This window comes from Enterobacter cloacae complex sp. 6730903 (assembly GCF_048283985.1).
Taxonomy (GTDB): domain Bacteria; phylum Pseudomonadota; class Gammaproteobacteria; order Enterobacterales; family Enterobacteriaceae; genus Enterobacter; species Enterobacter hormaechei_C.
Window position 1 is genome coordinate 130,631 of sequence record NZ_JBLVXX010000001.1, and the last position, 13,414, is coordinate 144,044.

Genomic DNA, 13,414 nt, shown 5'->3' on the forward strand with positions numbered 1-13,414 from the left:
TGGCTGTTATAAATTGATAACAATTTTTATTCTGCAATGGTGAGAGTTTGGTAGCCTTCAAAGTTTAGGAGCCTGCCTGCGGCGATACTATGCGGCACACCAGGGTGTGCATAGGAACGTCAACATCACCCTTTTTGACCGAAACGTGAAAGGAATAACAAGATGGATGATCAGTTAAAACAAAGCGCTCTCGATTTTCACGAGTTTCCTGTTCCGGGTAAAATCCAGGTATCCCCGACCAAACCGCTGGCGACCCAGCGCGATCTGGCGCTGGCCTACTCGCCAGGCGTAGCCGCTCCGTGCCTTGAAATCGAAAAAGATCCGCTGGCAGCGTACAAATACACCGCCCGTGGCAACCTGGTGGCCGTGATCTCTAACGGTACGGCGGTACTGGGGTTAGGAAACATTGGCGCGCTGGCCGGTAAGCCGGTGATGGAAGGGAAGGGCGTTCTGTTTAAGAAATTTGCCGGTATCGACGTCTTCGATATTGAAGTGGACGAACTGGACCCGGATAAATTCATCAACGTGGTGGCGGCGCTGGAGCCGACCTTCGGCGGCATCAACCTGGAAGACATCAAAGCGCCGGAATGTTTCTATATCGAGCAGAAGCTGCGCGAGCGTATGAACATTCCCGTGTTCCATGACGACCAGCACGGCACGGCGATTATCAGTACCGCCGCCATTCTGAACGGTCTGCGTGTGGTGGAGAAAAACCTCTCCGACGTGCGCATGGTGGTTTCCGGCGCGGGCGCCGCAGCCATCGCCTGTATGAACCTGCTGGTGGCGCTGGGCATGCAGAAACACAACATTGTGGTCTGCGACTCCAAAGGCGTGATTTACAAAGACCGTGAGCCAAACATGGCGGAAACCAAGGCGGCCTATGCGGTGGAAGACGACGGCAAGCGCACGCTTGAAGACGTCATTGAAGGTGCTGACATTTTCCTCGGCTGTTCAGGCCCGAAAGTGCTGACCCAGGAGATGGTGCAGAAGATGGCGCGCGCGCCAATGATCCTGGCCCTGGCGAACCCGGAGCCGGAAATTCTGCCGCCGCTGGCGAAGGCAGTGCGCGAAGACGCTATCATTTGTACCGGCCGTTCGGACTACCCGAACCAGGTGAACAACGTGCTCTGCTTCCCGTTCATCTTCCGCGGTGCGCTGGACGTTGGCGCTACGGCGATCAACGAAGAGATGAAGCTTGCCGCCGTTCATGCTATCGCAGAGCTGGCGCACGCCGAGCAGAGCGAAGTGGTGGCCTCCGCCTACGGCGATCAGGATCTGAGCTTTGGCCCGGACTACATCATTCCTAAACCGTTTGACCCGCGTCTGATCGTGAAGATCGCGCCAGCGGTGGCCAAAGCGGCGATGGACTCCGGCGTGGCGACGCGGCCGATTGAAGACTTCGATGCCTACGTCGATAAACTTACCGAGTTTGTCTACAAAACCAACCTGTTTATGAAGCCGATCTTCTCCCAGGCGCGTGCTGACGCGAAGCGCGTGGTGCTGGCGGAAGGGGAAGAGGCGCGCGTGCTGCATGCCACGCAGGAGCTGATCACCTTAGGGCTGGCGAAACCGATCCTGATTGGTCGTCCGAGCGTGATCGAGATGCGTATTCAGAAGCTGGGCCTGCAAATTAAGCCGGGCGTCGACTTTGAGATCGTCAATAACGAATCCGATCCACGCTTCAAAGAGTACTGGAACGAATATTATTCGATCATGAAGCGCCGCGGGATCACCCAGGAGCAGGCGCAGCGGGCGGTGATCAGCAACACCACGGTGATCGGCGCGATCATGGTTCATCGCGGTGAGGCGGATGCGCTGATCTGCGGCACAATCGGCGAGTACCATGAGCATTTCAGCGTGGTGCAGGAGATCTTCGGCTATCGCGAGGGTGTCCATACTGCCGGCGCAATGAACGCGCTGCTGCTGCCAAGCGGTAACACCTTTATCGCCGATACCTACGTCAACGACGATCCAACCCCGGACGAACTGGCGGAAATCACCGTGATGGCGGCGGAAACCGTTCGCCGCTTTGGTATCGAGCCGAAAGTGGCGCTGCTGTCGCACTCTAACTTCGGGTCATCTAAATCCGCGGCGGCGTGCAAAATGCGCCAGACGCTGGACCTGGTGCGCGAGCGTGCGCCGGAGCTGATGATTGACGGCGAGATGCACGGCGACGCCGCGCTGGTGGAGACCATTCGTAATGAACGTATGCCGGACAGCCCGCTGAAAGGCTCGGCGAACGTGCTGATCATGCCGAACGTAGAAGCGGCGCGTATCAGCTACAACCTGCTGCGCGTGTCGAGTTCTGAAGGGGTGACCGTAGGGCCAGTGCTGATGGGGGTGTCAAAACCGGTACATGTGTTAACGCCGATTGCCTCCGTGCGTCGTATCGTCAACATGGTGGCGCTGGCGGTGGTTGAGGCGCAGACGCAGCCGCTGTAATTTTTACCCTCACCCTAACCCTCTCCCAAAGGGAGAGGGAATTTATACTCCCTCTCCCTTTGGGAGAGGGCAGGGGTGAGGGGGTTACACCCAGTCCCGAACCCGAATAAACTCACGCAAGGCAGCCTCCGGGCTGCCTTCTTTGGGTTCAAAGCTGTATTCCCAGCGCACCAGCGGCGGCATCGACATCAGAATGGACTCCGTGCGCCCACCGGTTTGCAGGCCAAACAGCGTCCCGCGATCCCATACCAGATTAAACTCCACGTAGCGCCCGCGGCGGTACAGCTGGAACTCACGCTCGCGAACGCCGTAGTCGGTGTTTTTGCGGCGTTCGACAATTGGCAGATAGGCGTCGGTAAAGCCTTCACCCACTGCGCGCATAAAGCTGAACGCGGTATCAAAATCCGGCGTGTTGAGATCGTCAAAGAACAGCCCGCCGATGCCGCGCTGCTCGTCGCGGTGCTTCAGATAGAAATAATCATCGCACCACTTTTTGTATTTCGGGTAAACGTCTTCGCCAAACGGCAGGCAGAGGTCGCGCGCGGTGATGTGCCAGTGCACGGCGTCCTCTTCGAAGCCATAGTAAGGCGTTAAGTCGAAACCGCCGCCAAACCACCAGACGGGATCGGCTCCCGGTTTTTCCGCGATGAAAAAGCGCACGTTGGCGTGGCTGGTTGGCACAAACGGGTTATGCGGATGCACCACCAGCGAGACGCCCATCGCCTCGAAGCTGCGGCCCGCCAGTTCAGGCCGATGCGCCGTGGCGGATGCTGGCATTGCATCACCGTGGACGTGGGAGAAGTTAACCCCGGCCTGTTCAAAAATACCGCCGTTACGCAGCACGCGGCTGCGCCCGCCGCCGCCCGCGTCACGCTGCCAGGCGTCTTCATGGAATTCACCGCCGTCTGCGGCGGCCAGTTTCTGGCAAATCGCGTCCTGTAGCTGCATCAGGAACGTTTTGACCAGCTGTGCATTCGGTTTCATCAACGTTTCCTGGAGTGTGCTTTTTGATTATCGAACCAGTTGAAATAACTGATAACCCCGGAGGCGATAGCGTTCGCGATCTTCTGACGAAACGCCGTGGTGCCGAGTAATCGCTCTTCTTCCGGGTTGGTAATGAACGAGGTTTCAACCAGCACGGACGGAATGGACGGGGACTTCAGCACCACAAACGCGGCCTGCTCGGTGCTTTTACTGTGCAGACGGTGCACGGGCTTAATCCGTTTGAGGATATGCGAGCCGAGCGTCAGGCTGTTTTTGATGGTATCGGTCTGCACGAGATCGAACAGAACCTGCTGCAACAGATGGTCTTTGTCGGTGGCTTTTTTCCCGGCCACTTCATCCGCCCGGTTTTCGCGATCGGAGAGGTATTTCGCCATGGCGCTACTGGCGCCTCGGTTGGAGAGGGCGAACACCGAGGCGCCTGCGGCGGAAGGGTTTGTGAAGCCATCCGCGTGAATGGACATAAACAGGTCGGCGCCGTGCTTGTGGGCAATCTCCACGCGATCGTACAGCGGGATAAACGTGTCGCCCGTGCGCGTCAGGCGGGCGTCAATACCGTTGCTGCGTAAAATTGCGCGCACATTTTTTGCAATTGCCAGCACGACGTGTTTTTCTTTCGACCCGTTTCGGCCAATGGCGCCGGTGTCGATCCCGCCGTGGCCCGGATCGAGCATGACCAGACGCTTTGCGCCGGCTTTTTTGGTTTTCGGCTTGCTGTGTCCGTTACTGGTTTTAAGCGTGCTCTCTTCTTTTGCCTGAGCCTGCTTTGCGATGCCCGTTAACGTTAAGGCCGCCAGCCCCGCTTTGAGAACCTGACGACGCGATGTGAGTGCTTTTAATGGTTTGAATGTGCTCATGCGGCCTGAATTGTAAAAATTGGGGTCCTGGTGTTATATCGTATCGCGTTTTGCGTGACGACATTCCTTATTGAGAATTGTTTTACTTTTCATTTCAATACGTGACAAAGTGACATTATGCCAAATTTTGGCGAGTTTTTCCCCGGTTATTGGCTAAATGCCCTGTTCACGCCATAATCACTGTTTTTAAACCCGAAAAGGCGGTTAATACCATGGAGATACGCGTTTTTCGCCAGGAAGATTTCGAAGAGGTGATCACCCTTTGGGAGCGCTGCGATCTGCTGCGTCCGTGGAACGATCCGGAAATGGACATCGAACGGAAGGTGAATCACGACGTCAGTCTGTTTCTGGTCGCTGAGGTCAACGGCGAGGTGGTCGGGACGGTAATGGGCGGGTACGACGGCCACCGCGGGTCGGCCTACTATCTGGGCGTGCACCCGGAATACCGCGCGCGCGGCATCGCCAACGCGCTGCTTAACCGTCTGGAAAAGAAGCTGATCGCCCGTGGCTGCCCGAAAATCCAGATTATGGTGCGGGAAGATAACGACGTGGTGCTGGGCATGTATGAACGTCTGGGCTACGAGCACGCGGATGTCCTGACGCTGGGTAAGCGCCTGATCGAAGATGAAGAGTACTGAGTTCCACCCTGGCGACTATGATGTTCACGGTCGTCTGCGTCTGCCTTTTTTGTTCTGGTGCGTTCTGCTGTTGCAGGCCCGCACCTGGGTGCTGTTCGTGATGGCTGGCGCGTCGCGCGGGCAGGGCGATACGCTACTGAATCTCTTTTATCCCGATCACGATGCGTTCTGGCTGGGGTTACTGCCCGGTGTACCGGCGGTGCTGGCGTTCCTGTGCAGCGGTCGGCGGCAGTTCCTCCCGCGCTTCTGGCGCGCGCTTCGCTGGCTGTTGATTCTGGCGCAGGTTGTGCTTCTGGCCTGGCAACCCGTACTCTGGCTGTACGGCGAGCCGCTTTCCGGTATCGGGATTGCGCTGGTGGTGGCGGATATTGTCGCGCTGCTGTGGCTGGTCACGAATCCCCGTTTACGCGCCTGTTTTACGCAAGAGTCAGATTAAAACGGCACTTTTTGCCGATACTGCACTCCAACAAGCGTTGATTTACTACGTAAGGACGTCTCAATGAAATCGCTGCGTTTACTTTTATGCGCTCTCCCGCTGGCGTTAACCGGCTGTTCCACGCTCTCATCCATCAACTGGTCTGCGGCCTATCCGTGGAACTGGTTTGGCTCTTCAACGGAAGTGACCGAGCAGGGCGTGGGCAAAATCACCGCGTCGACGGCGCTGGATCAGGATGCCATTCAGGAGGCCATCGGCAGTGATTATCGCCTGCGCAGCGGCATGAAAACCGAGAACGGCAACATCGTGCGCTATTTCGAAGCGTTGAAAGACGACAAGGTGGCGATGGTCATCAACGGCGATAAAGGTACGGTCAACCGCATTGCGGTGATGGATGAAGAGATCCCGACCTCAGGTGGCGTGAAGGTAGGTACGCCGTTTGGCGAACTCTATCAGAAAGCGTTTGGCCACTGCGCCAGCGTGCCGTCGGATGACAGCGTGGCGGTCGAGTGTAAGGCCGACGGCAGCCAGCACATTAGCTATGTATTCAGCGGCACCTGGAACGGTCCGGAAGGGTTAATGCCGTCTGACGACACCCTGAAAAAGTGGAAAGTGAGCAAAATTATCTGGAAGCAGTAATTTGCGCCTGAGCAAGCCGCCTCGCTGAAATCCAGGTATAATAGCCGCCATCAATGCCACGCTGTCGTGGCATCTTTTTTTCAGGAGGAGCGATGTCTCAGGTTCAGAGTGGCATTTTGCCAGAACATTGCCGCGCGGCGATTTGGATTGAAGCCAACGTCAAAGGGGACGTGGATGCCCTGCGCGCGGCCAGCAAAGTTTTCGTTGATAAACTGGCCACCTTCCAGGCCAAATTCCCCGAAGCCCATCTGGGCGCGGTGGTTGCCTTTGGCAATACCGTCTGGCGTCAGCTGAGCGGCGGCGAAGGCGCAGAAGAGCTGAAAGACTTTATTCCTTATGGCAAAGGTCTTGCGCCCGCCACCCAGTATGACGTCCTGATCCATATCCTCTCCCTGCGCCATGACGTGAATTTCTCCGTCGCTCAGGCAGCGATTGAGGCCTTTGGTGACAGCATCGACGTGCAGGAAGAGATCCACGGTTTCCGCTGGGTGGAAGAGCGCGATTTGAGCGGCTTCGTCGACGGTACCGAAAACCCGGCCGGGGAAGAGACGCGTCGCGAGGTGGCTGTAATCAAGGATGGCGTGGACGCGGGCGGCAGCTACGTGTTCGTCCAGCGCTGGGAGCATAACCTCAGGCAGCTCAACCGCATGAGCGTGCATGACCAGGAGATGATGATTGGCCGCACCAAAGACGCCAATGAAGAGATTGACGGCGATGCGCGTCCGGCCACGTCCCACCTGACCCGCGTTGACCTTAAAGAAGACGGTAAGGGGCTGAAGATTGTTCGCCAGAGCCTGCCGTACGGCACCGCGAGCGGTACGCACGGCCTGTACTTCTGCGCTTACTGTGCGCGCCTTTACAACATCGAACAGCAGCTGCTGAGCATGTTTGGCGATACCGACGGCAAGCGTGACGCCATGCTGCGCTTCACCCGTCCGGTGACCGGTGGCTACTACTTCGCGCCGTCCGTTGAGCGCCTGCTGGCGCTGTAACCCCCTCACCCTAGCCCTCTCCCCACGGGGGAGAGGGGATTAATGCCTTATTCCCTTTTCTGCTTCTAAATCACCAAACGGTATATAAAACCGTTACTCCTTTAGACTCCGTTATAAATATTATGACTATAAGATAGTCATCACATTTATAAGGGTGCGCAATGGCCGTTACTGTACTGAAAAAAGGATCGCTGGCACTGGCAGGTTTACTGCTGGTGGCGCAGGCGCAGGCAACCGAGTTGCTGAACAGTTCTTATGATGTTTCACGCGAGCTGTTTGCCGCCCTTAATCCCGCATTTGAACAGCAGTGGGCGAAAGATAACAGCGGCGACAAGCTGACCATCAAACAGTCGCACGCTGGTTCATCCAAGCAGGCGCTGGCCATTTTGCAGGGGCTGAAAGCGGATGTGGTGACCTACAACCAGGTCACGGACGTGCAGATCCTGCACGACAAAGGCAAGCTGATCCCGGCGGACTGGCAAAGCCGCCTGCCGAACAACAGTTCGCCGTTCTATTCCACCATGGGCTTCCTGGTGCGCAAGGGCAACCCGAAAAACATTCACGACTGGAACGACCTGGTGCGTTCTGACGTCAAGCTGATTTTCCCGAATCCGAAAACCTCCGGCAACGCACGTTATACCTATCTGGCGGCGTGGGGCGCGGCGGACAAAGCTGACGGTAACGATAAAGCGAAAACCGAACAGTTTATGACCCAGTTCCTGAAAAACGTCGAAGTGTTTGATACCGGCGGCCGGGGCGCAACCACCACCTTCGCCGAGCGCGGGCTGGGCGACGTGCTGATCAGCTTTGAATCCGAAGTGAACAATATTCGTAAACAGTACGAAGCGCAGGGCTTCGAAGTGGTTATCCCGAAAACCAACATTCTGGCCGAGTTCCCGGTGGCCTGGGTGGATAAAAACGTCAAAGCCAACGGCACTGAGAAAGCGGCAAAAGCCTATCTCAACTATCTGTACAGCCCGCAGGCGCAGACGGTGATTACTGACTATTACTACCGCGTTAATAATCCGGACGTGATGAACAAGCTGAAAGACAAATTCCCGCAGACCGAGCTGTTCCGCGTGGAAGATCATTTCGGCGCCTGGCCTGAGGTGATGAAAACGCATTTTGCCAGCGGCGGTGAGTTAGACAAATTGCTGGCGGCGGGGCGTAAGTAATGTTTGCAGGATCAACAAGACGTGTGCTGCCGGGTTTTACCTTAAGCCTCGGGACCAGCCTGCTGTTCGTCTGTCTGATTTTATTGTTACCGCTCAGCGCTCTGGTGATGCAGCTCGCTGAGATGAGCTGGTCCCAGTACTGGGAAGTGGTCACCAACCCGCAGGTGGTGGCGGCCTACAAGGTCACGCTGCTGTCTGCGTTCGTGGCCTCGATTTTTAACGGCGTGTTTGGCCTGCTGATGGCGTGGATCTTAACCCGCTATCGCTTCCCGGGCCGCACGCTGCTCGACGCCCTGATGGATCTGCCGTTTGCCCTGCCAACGGCGGTGGCCGGTTTGACGCTGGCGTCGCTGTTCTCCGTGAACGGCTTTTACGGCGAATGGCTGGCGAAGTTTGATATCAAAGTGACTTATACCTGGATCGGTATCGCGGTGGCGATGGCCTTCACCAGCATCCCGTTTGTGGTGCGTACCGTACAGCCGGTGCTGGAAGAGTTAGGCCCCGAATACGAAGAGGCCGCGGAAACCCTGGGCGCCACGCGCTGGCAGAGTTTCCGTAAGGTTGTGCTGCCGGAACTTTCTCCGGCCTTGCTGGCGGGGGTGGCGCTCTCCTTTACCCGCAGCCTCGGTGAATTTGGCGCGGTCATTTTTATCGCCGGGAACATCGCGTGGAAAACCGAAGTGACCTCGCTGATGATTTTTGTCCGTTTGCAGGAGTTTGATTATCCGGCCGCGAGCGCGATTGCCTCGGTGATCCTTGCCGCGTCGCTGCTGCTGCTGTTCTCGATTAACACTCTGCAAAGTCGCTTTGGTCGACGTGTGGTAGGTCACTGATGGCGGAAGTTACGCAATTGAAGCGCTATGACGCGCCCCGCATCAACTGGGGCAAATGGTTTCTGATTGGTACCGGCGTGCTGGTCTCCGCATTCATTCTCGTCGTGCCGATGGTGTACATCTTCGTGCAGGCCTTCAGCAAAGGGATTATGCCCGCGCTGCAAAACCTGGCCGATCCGGACATGCTCCACGCCATCTGGCTGACGGTGATGATTGCCCTCATCACCGTCCCGGTGAATCTGGTGTTTGGCGTATTGCTGGCCTGGCTGGTAACGCGCTTTAACTTCCCGGGGCGTCAGCTGCTGCTGACCTTGCTGGATATCCCGTTTGCGGTGTCTCCGGTGGTGGCGGGTCTGGTTTATCTGCTCTTCTACGGCTCCAATGGCCCGCTGGGCGGCTGGCTGGATGAGCACGACCTGCAAATCATGTTCGCCTGGCCGGGGATGGTGCTGGTGACCGTCTTTGTCACCTGTCCGTTCGTGGTGCGCGAGCTGGTGCCGGTGATGCTCAGCCAGGGCAGCCATGAAGATGAAGCCGCGGTGCTGCTCGGCGCTTCCGGCTGGCAGATGTTCCGCCGCGTCACGCTGCCGAATATCCGCTGGGCACTGCTTTACGGCGTGGTGCTGACCAACGCCCGTGCGATCGGTGAGTTTGGCGCGGTGTCGGTGGTATCCGGCTCGATTCGCGGCGAAACCCTGTCGCTGCCGTTACAGATTGAATTACTGGAACAGGACTACAACACAGTCGGTTCCTTTACTGCCGCAGCGTTGCTGACGCTGATGGCCATTTTGACCCTGTTTTTGAAGAGTGTGGTGCAGTGGCGTTTAGAGAATCAGGAAAAACGTCAGCATCAGGAGGGAAATCATGAGCATTGAGATTGCCAATATTAAGAAGTCTTTTGGTCGCACCCAGGTGCTGAATGATATCTCGCTGGATATCCCTTCCGGACAAATGGTGGCGCTGCTGGGGCCGTCTGGCTCCGGTAAAACCACGCTGCTGCGTATTATCGCCGGGCTTGAACACCAGACCAGCGGACATATTCGCTTCCACGGTACGGACGTTAGCCGCCTGCACGCCCGCGACCGTAAAGTGGGCTTTGTATTTCAGCATTATGCGCTGTTCCGCCACATGACGGTATTCGACAACATCGCGTTTGGCCTGACCGTGCTGCCGCGTCGTGAACGTCCGGATGCCGCCGCCATCAAAGCGAAAGTGACCAAACTGCTGGAGATGGTGCAGCTTGCGCATCTGGCGGACCGCTTCCCGGCTCAACTTTCCGGCGGGCAGAAGCAGCGCGTGGCGCTGGCGCGTGCGTTAGCCGTTGAACCGCAAATCCTGCTGCTGGACGAACCGTTTGGCGCGCTGGATGCGCAGGTGCGAAAAGAGCTGCGCCGCTGGCTGCGTCAGCTGCATGAGGAACTCCAGTTCACCAGCGTTTTCGTGACCCACGATCAGGAAGAGGCGATGGAAGTGGCCGATCGCGTGGTGGTGATGAGTCAGGGCAACATTGAGCAGGTTGACGAGCCAGAGCAGCTCTGGCGTGAACCGGCGACCCGCTTTGTGCTGGAGTTTATGGGGGAAGTCAACCGCCTTCAGGGCACCATTCGCGGCGGTCAGTTCCACGTTGGCGCGCACCGCTGGCCGCTGGGGTATACCTCCGCGCATCAGGGGCCGGTGGATCTGTTCCTGCGTCCGTGGGAAGTGGACGTCAGCCGCCGTACCAGCCTGGATTCACCGCTTCCGGTGCAGGTGCTGGAAGCTAGCCCTAAAGGGCACTACACCCAATTAGTGGTACAACCCCTGGGCTGGTACACCGAGCCGCTGACCGTGGTTATGCGTGACGACGTGCCGCCGCACCGGGGGGAGCGTCTTTTTGTGGGGCTGCAACATGCGCGCATTTATCATGGCAACGAGCGTATCGAGACGCGCGAGGATATTGCTCTGGCGGAGTCAGCCTGATAGGTTATTAGTATGTTTATCGCCCGGTGGCGCTGCGCTGACCGGGCCTACAGTTATCACTGCGTCTTGTAGGCCGGGTAAGCTAAGCGCCACCCGGCTTTTTTATTGAGTAAAAATCGTGAATACACTCGAACACACCATCGGCAACACCCCTCTGGTCAAACTTCAGCGCATGGGGCCGGACAACGGCAGCGAAATTTGGGTCAAACTTGAAGGCAATAACCCGGCGGGGTCGGTAAAAGACCGGGCGGCGCTGTCGATGATTGTCCAGGCTGAAAAGCGCGGTGAAATTAAGCCCGGCGACGTGCTGATCGAAGCCACCAGCGGTAACACCGGTATCGCGCTGGCAATGATTGCCGCCCTGAAAGGCTACCGCATGAAGCTGCTGATGCCGGATAACATGAGCCAGGAGCGCCGGGCCGCCATGCGCGCCTATGGAGCCGAGCTGATTCTGGTAAGCAAAGAGCAGGGGATGGAAGGGGCGCGAGATTTAGCGTTAGCGATGGCGGAGCGCGGGGAAGGCAAGCTGCTCGACCAGTTCAACAACCCGGACAACCCGTACGCGCACTACACCACCACCGGCCCGGAAATCTGGCAGCAAACCGACGGGCGCCTCACCCACTTTGTCTCCAGCATGGGGACCACGGGCACGATCACCGGTGTGTCACGCTTTCTGCGCGAACAGGAGAAGCCGGTGACGATTGTCGGCCTGCAACCTGAAGAGGGGAGCAGTATTCCAGGCATCCGCCGCTGGCCAGCGGAGTATATGCCGGGCATCTTTAATGCGCAGCTTGTGGACCAGGTGCTGGATATTCATCAGCGCGAGGCGGAAAATACCATGCGTGAGCTGGCCGTGCGTGAAGGTATCTTCTGCGGCGTCAGCTCTGGCGGTGCCGTAGCGGGCGCGATCCGGGTGGCTGAGTCCACGCCGGGAGCGGTGGTCGTGGCGATTATTTGCGATCGCGGCGACCGTTACCTGTCTACCGGCGTCTTTGGTGAAGAGAGTTATTCGCAGGGGGCGGGGATTTAAGCGTCATGGAGATGATTTTATTCCGGGATAACACCCGGGCGCAGCAAACCGATATTGTCGCCGTACAGTCGCAGGTGGTGTACGGCAGCGTGGGAAACAGCATCGCGGTGCCGAATATTCGCACCCACCGGCTGAACGTTACCGCCGTGCCGACGGTGCTGTTCAGCAATACGCCGCACTACGACACCTTCTACGGCGGGGTGATCCCGGACGAGTGGTTCAGCGGCTACCTGAAGGCGCTGGAAGAGCGCGAGATCCTGCGCGAGCTTAAAGCGGTCACCACCGGCTATATGGGCAGCGCCAGCCAGATCGTGCTGCTGGCGCAGTGGCTGAAGGCAATCAAAGTGCAACATCCCGATTTGCTGGTGCTGGTTGACCCGGTGATCGGGGATATCGACAGTGGGATGTACGTGAAGCCGGATATTCCTGAAGCCTACCGTGAGCATCTGCTCCCGCTGGCCCAGGGCATTACGCCCAACGTGTATGAACTGGAAGTGCTGAGCGGCAAACCGTGCCGTACGCCGGAGAGCGCCATTGCCGCCGCGCAGGGGCTGCTGTCCGACACGCTGAAATGGGTAGCGATCACCAGCGCGCCAGTGGCTGACGATCCGCAGAATATCCACGTCGTGCTGGTGAGCGAAGAAGGTGTTACCGTAAGCGCGCACCCGCGCGTAGAGACGGATCTGAAAGGAACGGGCGATCTGTTCTGTTCGGAGCTGATCAGCGGCATTGTGGGAGGGAAAACCGTTGCCGATGCCATTCGCATGGCGGGCGATCGGGTGACTGACGTTATGATCTACACGCAGTCGAAAGGCTATGACGAGCTTATTCTGCCGGCATAAACAAAAATGGCGCCCGAAGGCGCCATTTTTCTGTGCGGCAAGAATTACTTCTTGATGCGGATAACCGGGGTTTCACCCACGGTGACGCTGCCAGACAGTTTGATCAGTTCTTTGATTTCGTCCATGTTGGAGATAACAACCGGAGTCAGGGTAGACTTCGCTTTTTCTTCCAGCAGCGGCAGATCGAATTCAATTACCGGGTCGCCAACTTTAACACGCTGGCCTTCTTCCGCGATACGTTTGAAGCCTTCGCCTTTCAGTTCAACGGTGTCGATACCGAAGTGAACGAACAGTTCGATACCGCTATCGGATTCGATAGAGAACGCATGGTTGGTTTCAAAAATTTTACCGATGGTGCCGTCAACTGGAGCAACCATTTTGTTGCCAGTTGGTTTGATAGCAATGCCATCACCAACGATTTTCTCAGCAAACACTACATCCGGCACGTCTTCGATGTTGACGATCTCGCCGGAGAGCGGAGCAACAATCTCAATAGTTCCGGAGTCTTTCTTGTCATCAGAAACCAGAGATTTCAGTTTATCGAACAAACCCATGATCTTCTCCTAAGC

At 57.4% G+C, this 13,414-nt stretch carries 14 protein-coding genes; 11 read left to right on the plus strand and 3 right to left on the minus strand.

Annotated features, from left to right (window positions below; genetic code table 11):
• The first annotated feature begins 162 nt into the window (after positions 1-162).
• Positions 163-2,442, plus strand: coding sequence for an NADP-dependent oxaloacetate-decarboxylating malate dehydrogenase (gene maeB / locus ACNQ0W_RS00580; RefSeq protein WP_062933267.1), 2,280 nt, complete (start codon positions 163-165; stop codon positions 2,440-2,442).
• An 84-nt stretch (positions 2,443-2,526) separates the two neighbouring features.
• Here the strand turns inward: maeB and hemF are convergent, their stop codons facing one another.
• Together hemF and amiA are read right to left on the minus strand one after the other, a co-directional pair.
• The gene (hemF, locus tag ACNQ0W_RS00585) at positions 2,527-3,426 is read right to left on the minus strand and encodes an oxygen-dependent coproporphyrinogen oxidase (protein ID WP_062933266.1); all 900 of its coding nucleotides are present in this window, start codon (positions 3,424-3,426) and stop codon (positions 2,527-2,529) included.
• Entirely contained in the window at positions 3,426-4,301 is an 876-nt protein-coding gene (gene amiA / locus ACNQ0W_RS00590; protein WP_045345542.1) for an N-acetylmuramoyl-L-alanine amidase AmiA, read from the minus strand. Before amiA ends, hemF begins: the two co-directional genes overlap by 1 nt.
• A 212-nt stretch (positions 4,302-4,513) precedes the next feature.
• Here amiA and ACNQ0W_RS00595 point away from each other — a divergent pair, with 212 nt between their 5' ends.
• The 10 genes from ACNQ0W_RS00595 to pdxK all read left to right on the plus strand — a co-directional run bounded on the left by ACNQ0W_RS00595 (position 4,514) and on the right by pdxK (position 12,845).
• The gene (locus ACNQ0W_RS00595) at positions 4,514-4,939 is read left to right on the plus strand and encodes a GNAT family acetyltransferase (protein ID WP_003861292.1); all 426 of its coding nucleotides are present in this window, start codon (positions 4,514-4,516) and stop codon (positions 4,937-4,939) included.
• The gene (locus ACNQ0W_RS00600; RefSeq protein ID WP_045344321.1) at positions 4,926-5,375 is read left to right on the plus strand and encodes a DUF2919 domain-containing protein; all 450 of its coding nucleotides are present in this window, start codon (positions 4,926-4,928) and stop codon (positions 5,373-5,375) included. The genes ACNQ0W_RS00595 and ACNQ0W_RS00600 overlap by 14 nt, the downstream gene beginning before the upstream one ends.
• A gap of 63 nt (positions 5,376-5,438) precedes the next feature.
• Positions 5,439-6,014, plus strand: a complete 576-nt coding sequence (locus tag ACNQ0W_RS00605; RefSeq protein WP_015572220.1) for an RpoE-regulated lipoprotein — start codon at positions 5,439-5,441, stop codon at positions 6,012-6,014.
• A gap of 92 nt (positions 6,015-6,106) precedes the next feature.
• On the plus strand, positions 6,107-7,006 hold the full coding sequence (locus tag ACNQ0W_RS00610) for a Dyp-type peroxidase (protein WP_062933265.1): 900 nt from the start codon (positions 6,107-6,109) through the stop codon (positions 7,004-7,006).
• Positions 7,007-7,167: 161 nt separating this feature from the next.
• Positions 7,168-8,181 carry a sulfate ABC transporter substrate-binding protein gene (locus ACNQ0W_RS00615; RefSeq protein ID WP_047737519.1) on the plus strand — a complete coding sequence of 338 codons (1,014 nt, stop codon included), beginning with the start codon at positions 7,168-7,170 and terminating at the stop codon, positions 8,179-8,181.
• Entirely contained in the window at positions 8,181-9,014 is an 834-nt protein-coding gene (gene cysT, locus ACNQ0W_RS00620) for a sulfate/thiosulfate ABC transporter permease CysT (protein ID WP_017383478.1), read from the plus strand. The genes ACNQ0W_RS00615 and cysT overlap by 1 nt, the downstream gene beginning before the upstream one ends.
• Positions 9,014-9,889, plus strand: coding sequence for a sulfate/thiosulfate ABC transporter permease CysW (cysW, locus tag ACNQ0W_RS00625; protein ID WP_003861305.1), 876 nt, complete (start codon positions 9,014-9,016; stop codon positions 9,887-9,889). The genes cysT and cysW overlap by 1 nt, the downstream gene beginning before the upstream one ends.
• Entirely contained in the window at positions 9,879-10,973 is a 1,095-nt protein-coding gene (gene cysA / locus ACNQ0W_RS00630; protein WP_017383477.1) for a sulfate/thiosulfate ABC transporter ATP-binding protein CysA, read from the plus strand. Before cysW ends, cysA begins: the two co-directional genes overlap by 11 nt.
• Before the next feature lie 118 nt (positions 10,974-11,091).
• Positions 11,092-12,003: a cysteine synthase CysM gene (cysM, locus tag ACNQ0W_RS00635; protein WP_047053223.1), complete on the plus strand. Its 912-nt coding sequence runs from the start codon at positions 11,092-11,094 to the stop codon at positions 12,001-12,003.
• Positions 12,004-12,008: 5 nt separating this feature from the next.
• Positions 12,009-12,845 carry a pyridoxine/pyridoxal/pyridoxamine kinase gene (pdxK, locus tag ACNQ0W_RS00640; RefSeq protein ID WP_062933264.1) on the plus strand — a complete coding sequence of 279 codons (837 nt, stop codon included), beginning with the start codon at positions 12,009-12,011 and terminating at the stop codon, positions 12,843-12,845.
• Between the two features lie 44 nt (positions 12,846-12,889).
• On the opposite strand, the gene crr is transcribed toward pdxK, so the two are convergent.
• Positions 12,890-13,399: a PTS glucose transporter subunit IIA gene (gene crr, locus ACNQ0W_RS00645; protein WP_003861316.1), complete on the minus strand. Its 510-nt coding sequence runs from the start codon at positions 13,397-13,399 to the stop codon at positions 12,890-12,892.
• Positions 13,400-13,414 lie beyond the last annotated feature (15 nt).

Excerpts from the sequence above, each read along its gene's own strand:
- maeB (WP_062933267.1), top strand. The coding sequence starts at position 163 with ATGGATGATCAGTTAAAACAAAGCGCTCTCGATTTTCACGAGTTTCCT.
- hemF (WP_062933266.1), bottom strand. The coding sequence starts at position 3,426 with ATGAAACCGAATGCACAGCTGGTCAAAACGTTCCTGATGCAGCTACAG.
- amiA (WP_045345542.1), bottom strand. The coding sequence starts at position 4,301 with ATGAGCACATTCAAACCATTAAAAGCACTCACATCGCGTCGTCAGGTT.
- ACNQ0W_RS00595 (WP_003861292.1), top strand. The coding sequence starts at position 4,514 with ATGGAGATACGCGTTTTTCGCCAGGAAGATTTCGAAGAGGTGATCACC.
- ACNQ0W_RS00600 (WP_045344321.1), top strand. The coding sequence starts at position 4,926 with ATGAAGAGTACTGAGTTCCACCCTGGCGACTATGATGTTCACGGTCGT.
- ACNQ0W_RS00605 (WP_015572220.1), top strand. The coding sequence starts at position 5,439 with ATGAAATCGCTGCGTTTACTTTTATGCGCTCTCCCGCTGGCGTTAACC.
- ACNQ0W_RS00610 (WP_062933265.1), top strand. The coding sequence starts at position 6,107 with ATGTCTCAGGTTCAGAGTGGCATTTTGCCAGAACATTGCCGCGCGGCG.
- ACNQ0W_RS00615 (WP_047737519.1), top strand. The coding sequence starts at position 7,168 with ATGGCCGTTACTGTACTGAAAAAAGGATCGCTGGCACTGGCAGGTTTA.
- cysT (WP_017383478.1), top strand. The coding sequence starts at position 8,181 with ATGTTTGCAGGATCAACAAGACGTGTGCTGCCGGGTTTTACCTTAAGC.
- cysW (WP_003861305.1), top strand. The coding sequence starts at position 9,014 with ATGGCGGAAGTTACGCAATTGAAGCGCTATGACGCGCCCCGCATCAAC.
- cysA (WP_017383477.1), top strand. The coding sequence starts at position 9,879 with ATGAGCATTGAGATTGCCAATATTAAGAAGTCTTTTGGTCGCACCCAG.
- pdxK (WP_062933264.1), top strand. The coding sequence starts at position 12,009 with ATGGAGATGATTTTATTCCGGGATAACACCCGGGCGCAGCAAACCGAT.
- crr (WP_003861316.1), bottom strand. The coding sequence starts at position 13,399 with ATGGGTTTGTTCGATAAACTGAAATCTCTGGTTTCTGATGACAAGAAA.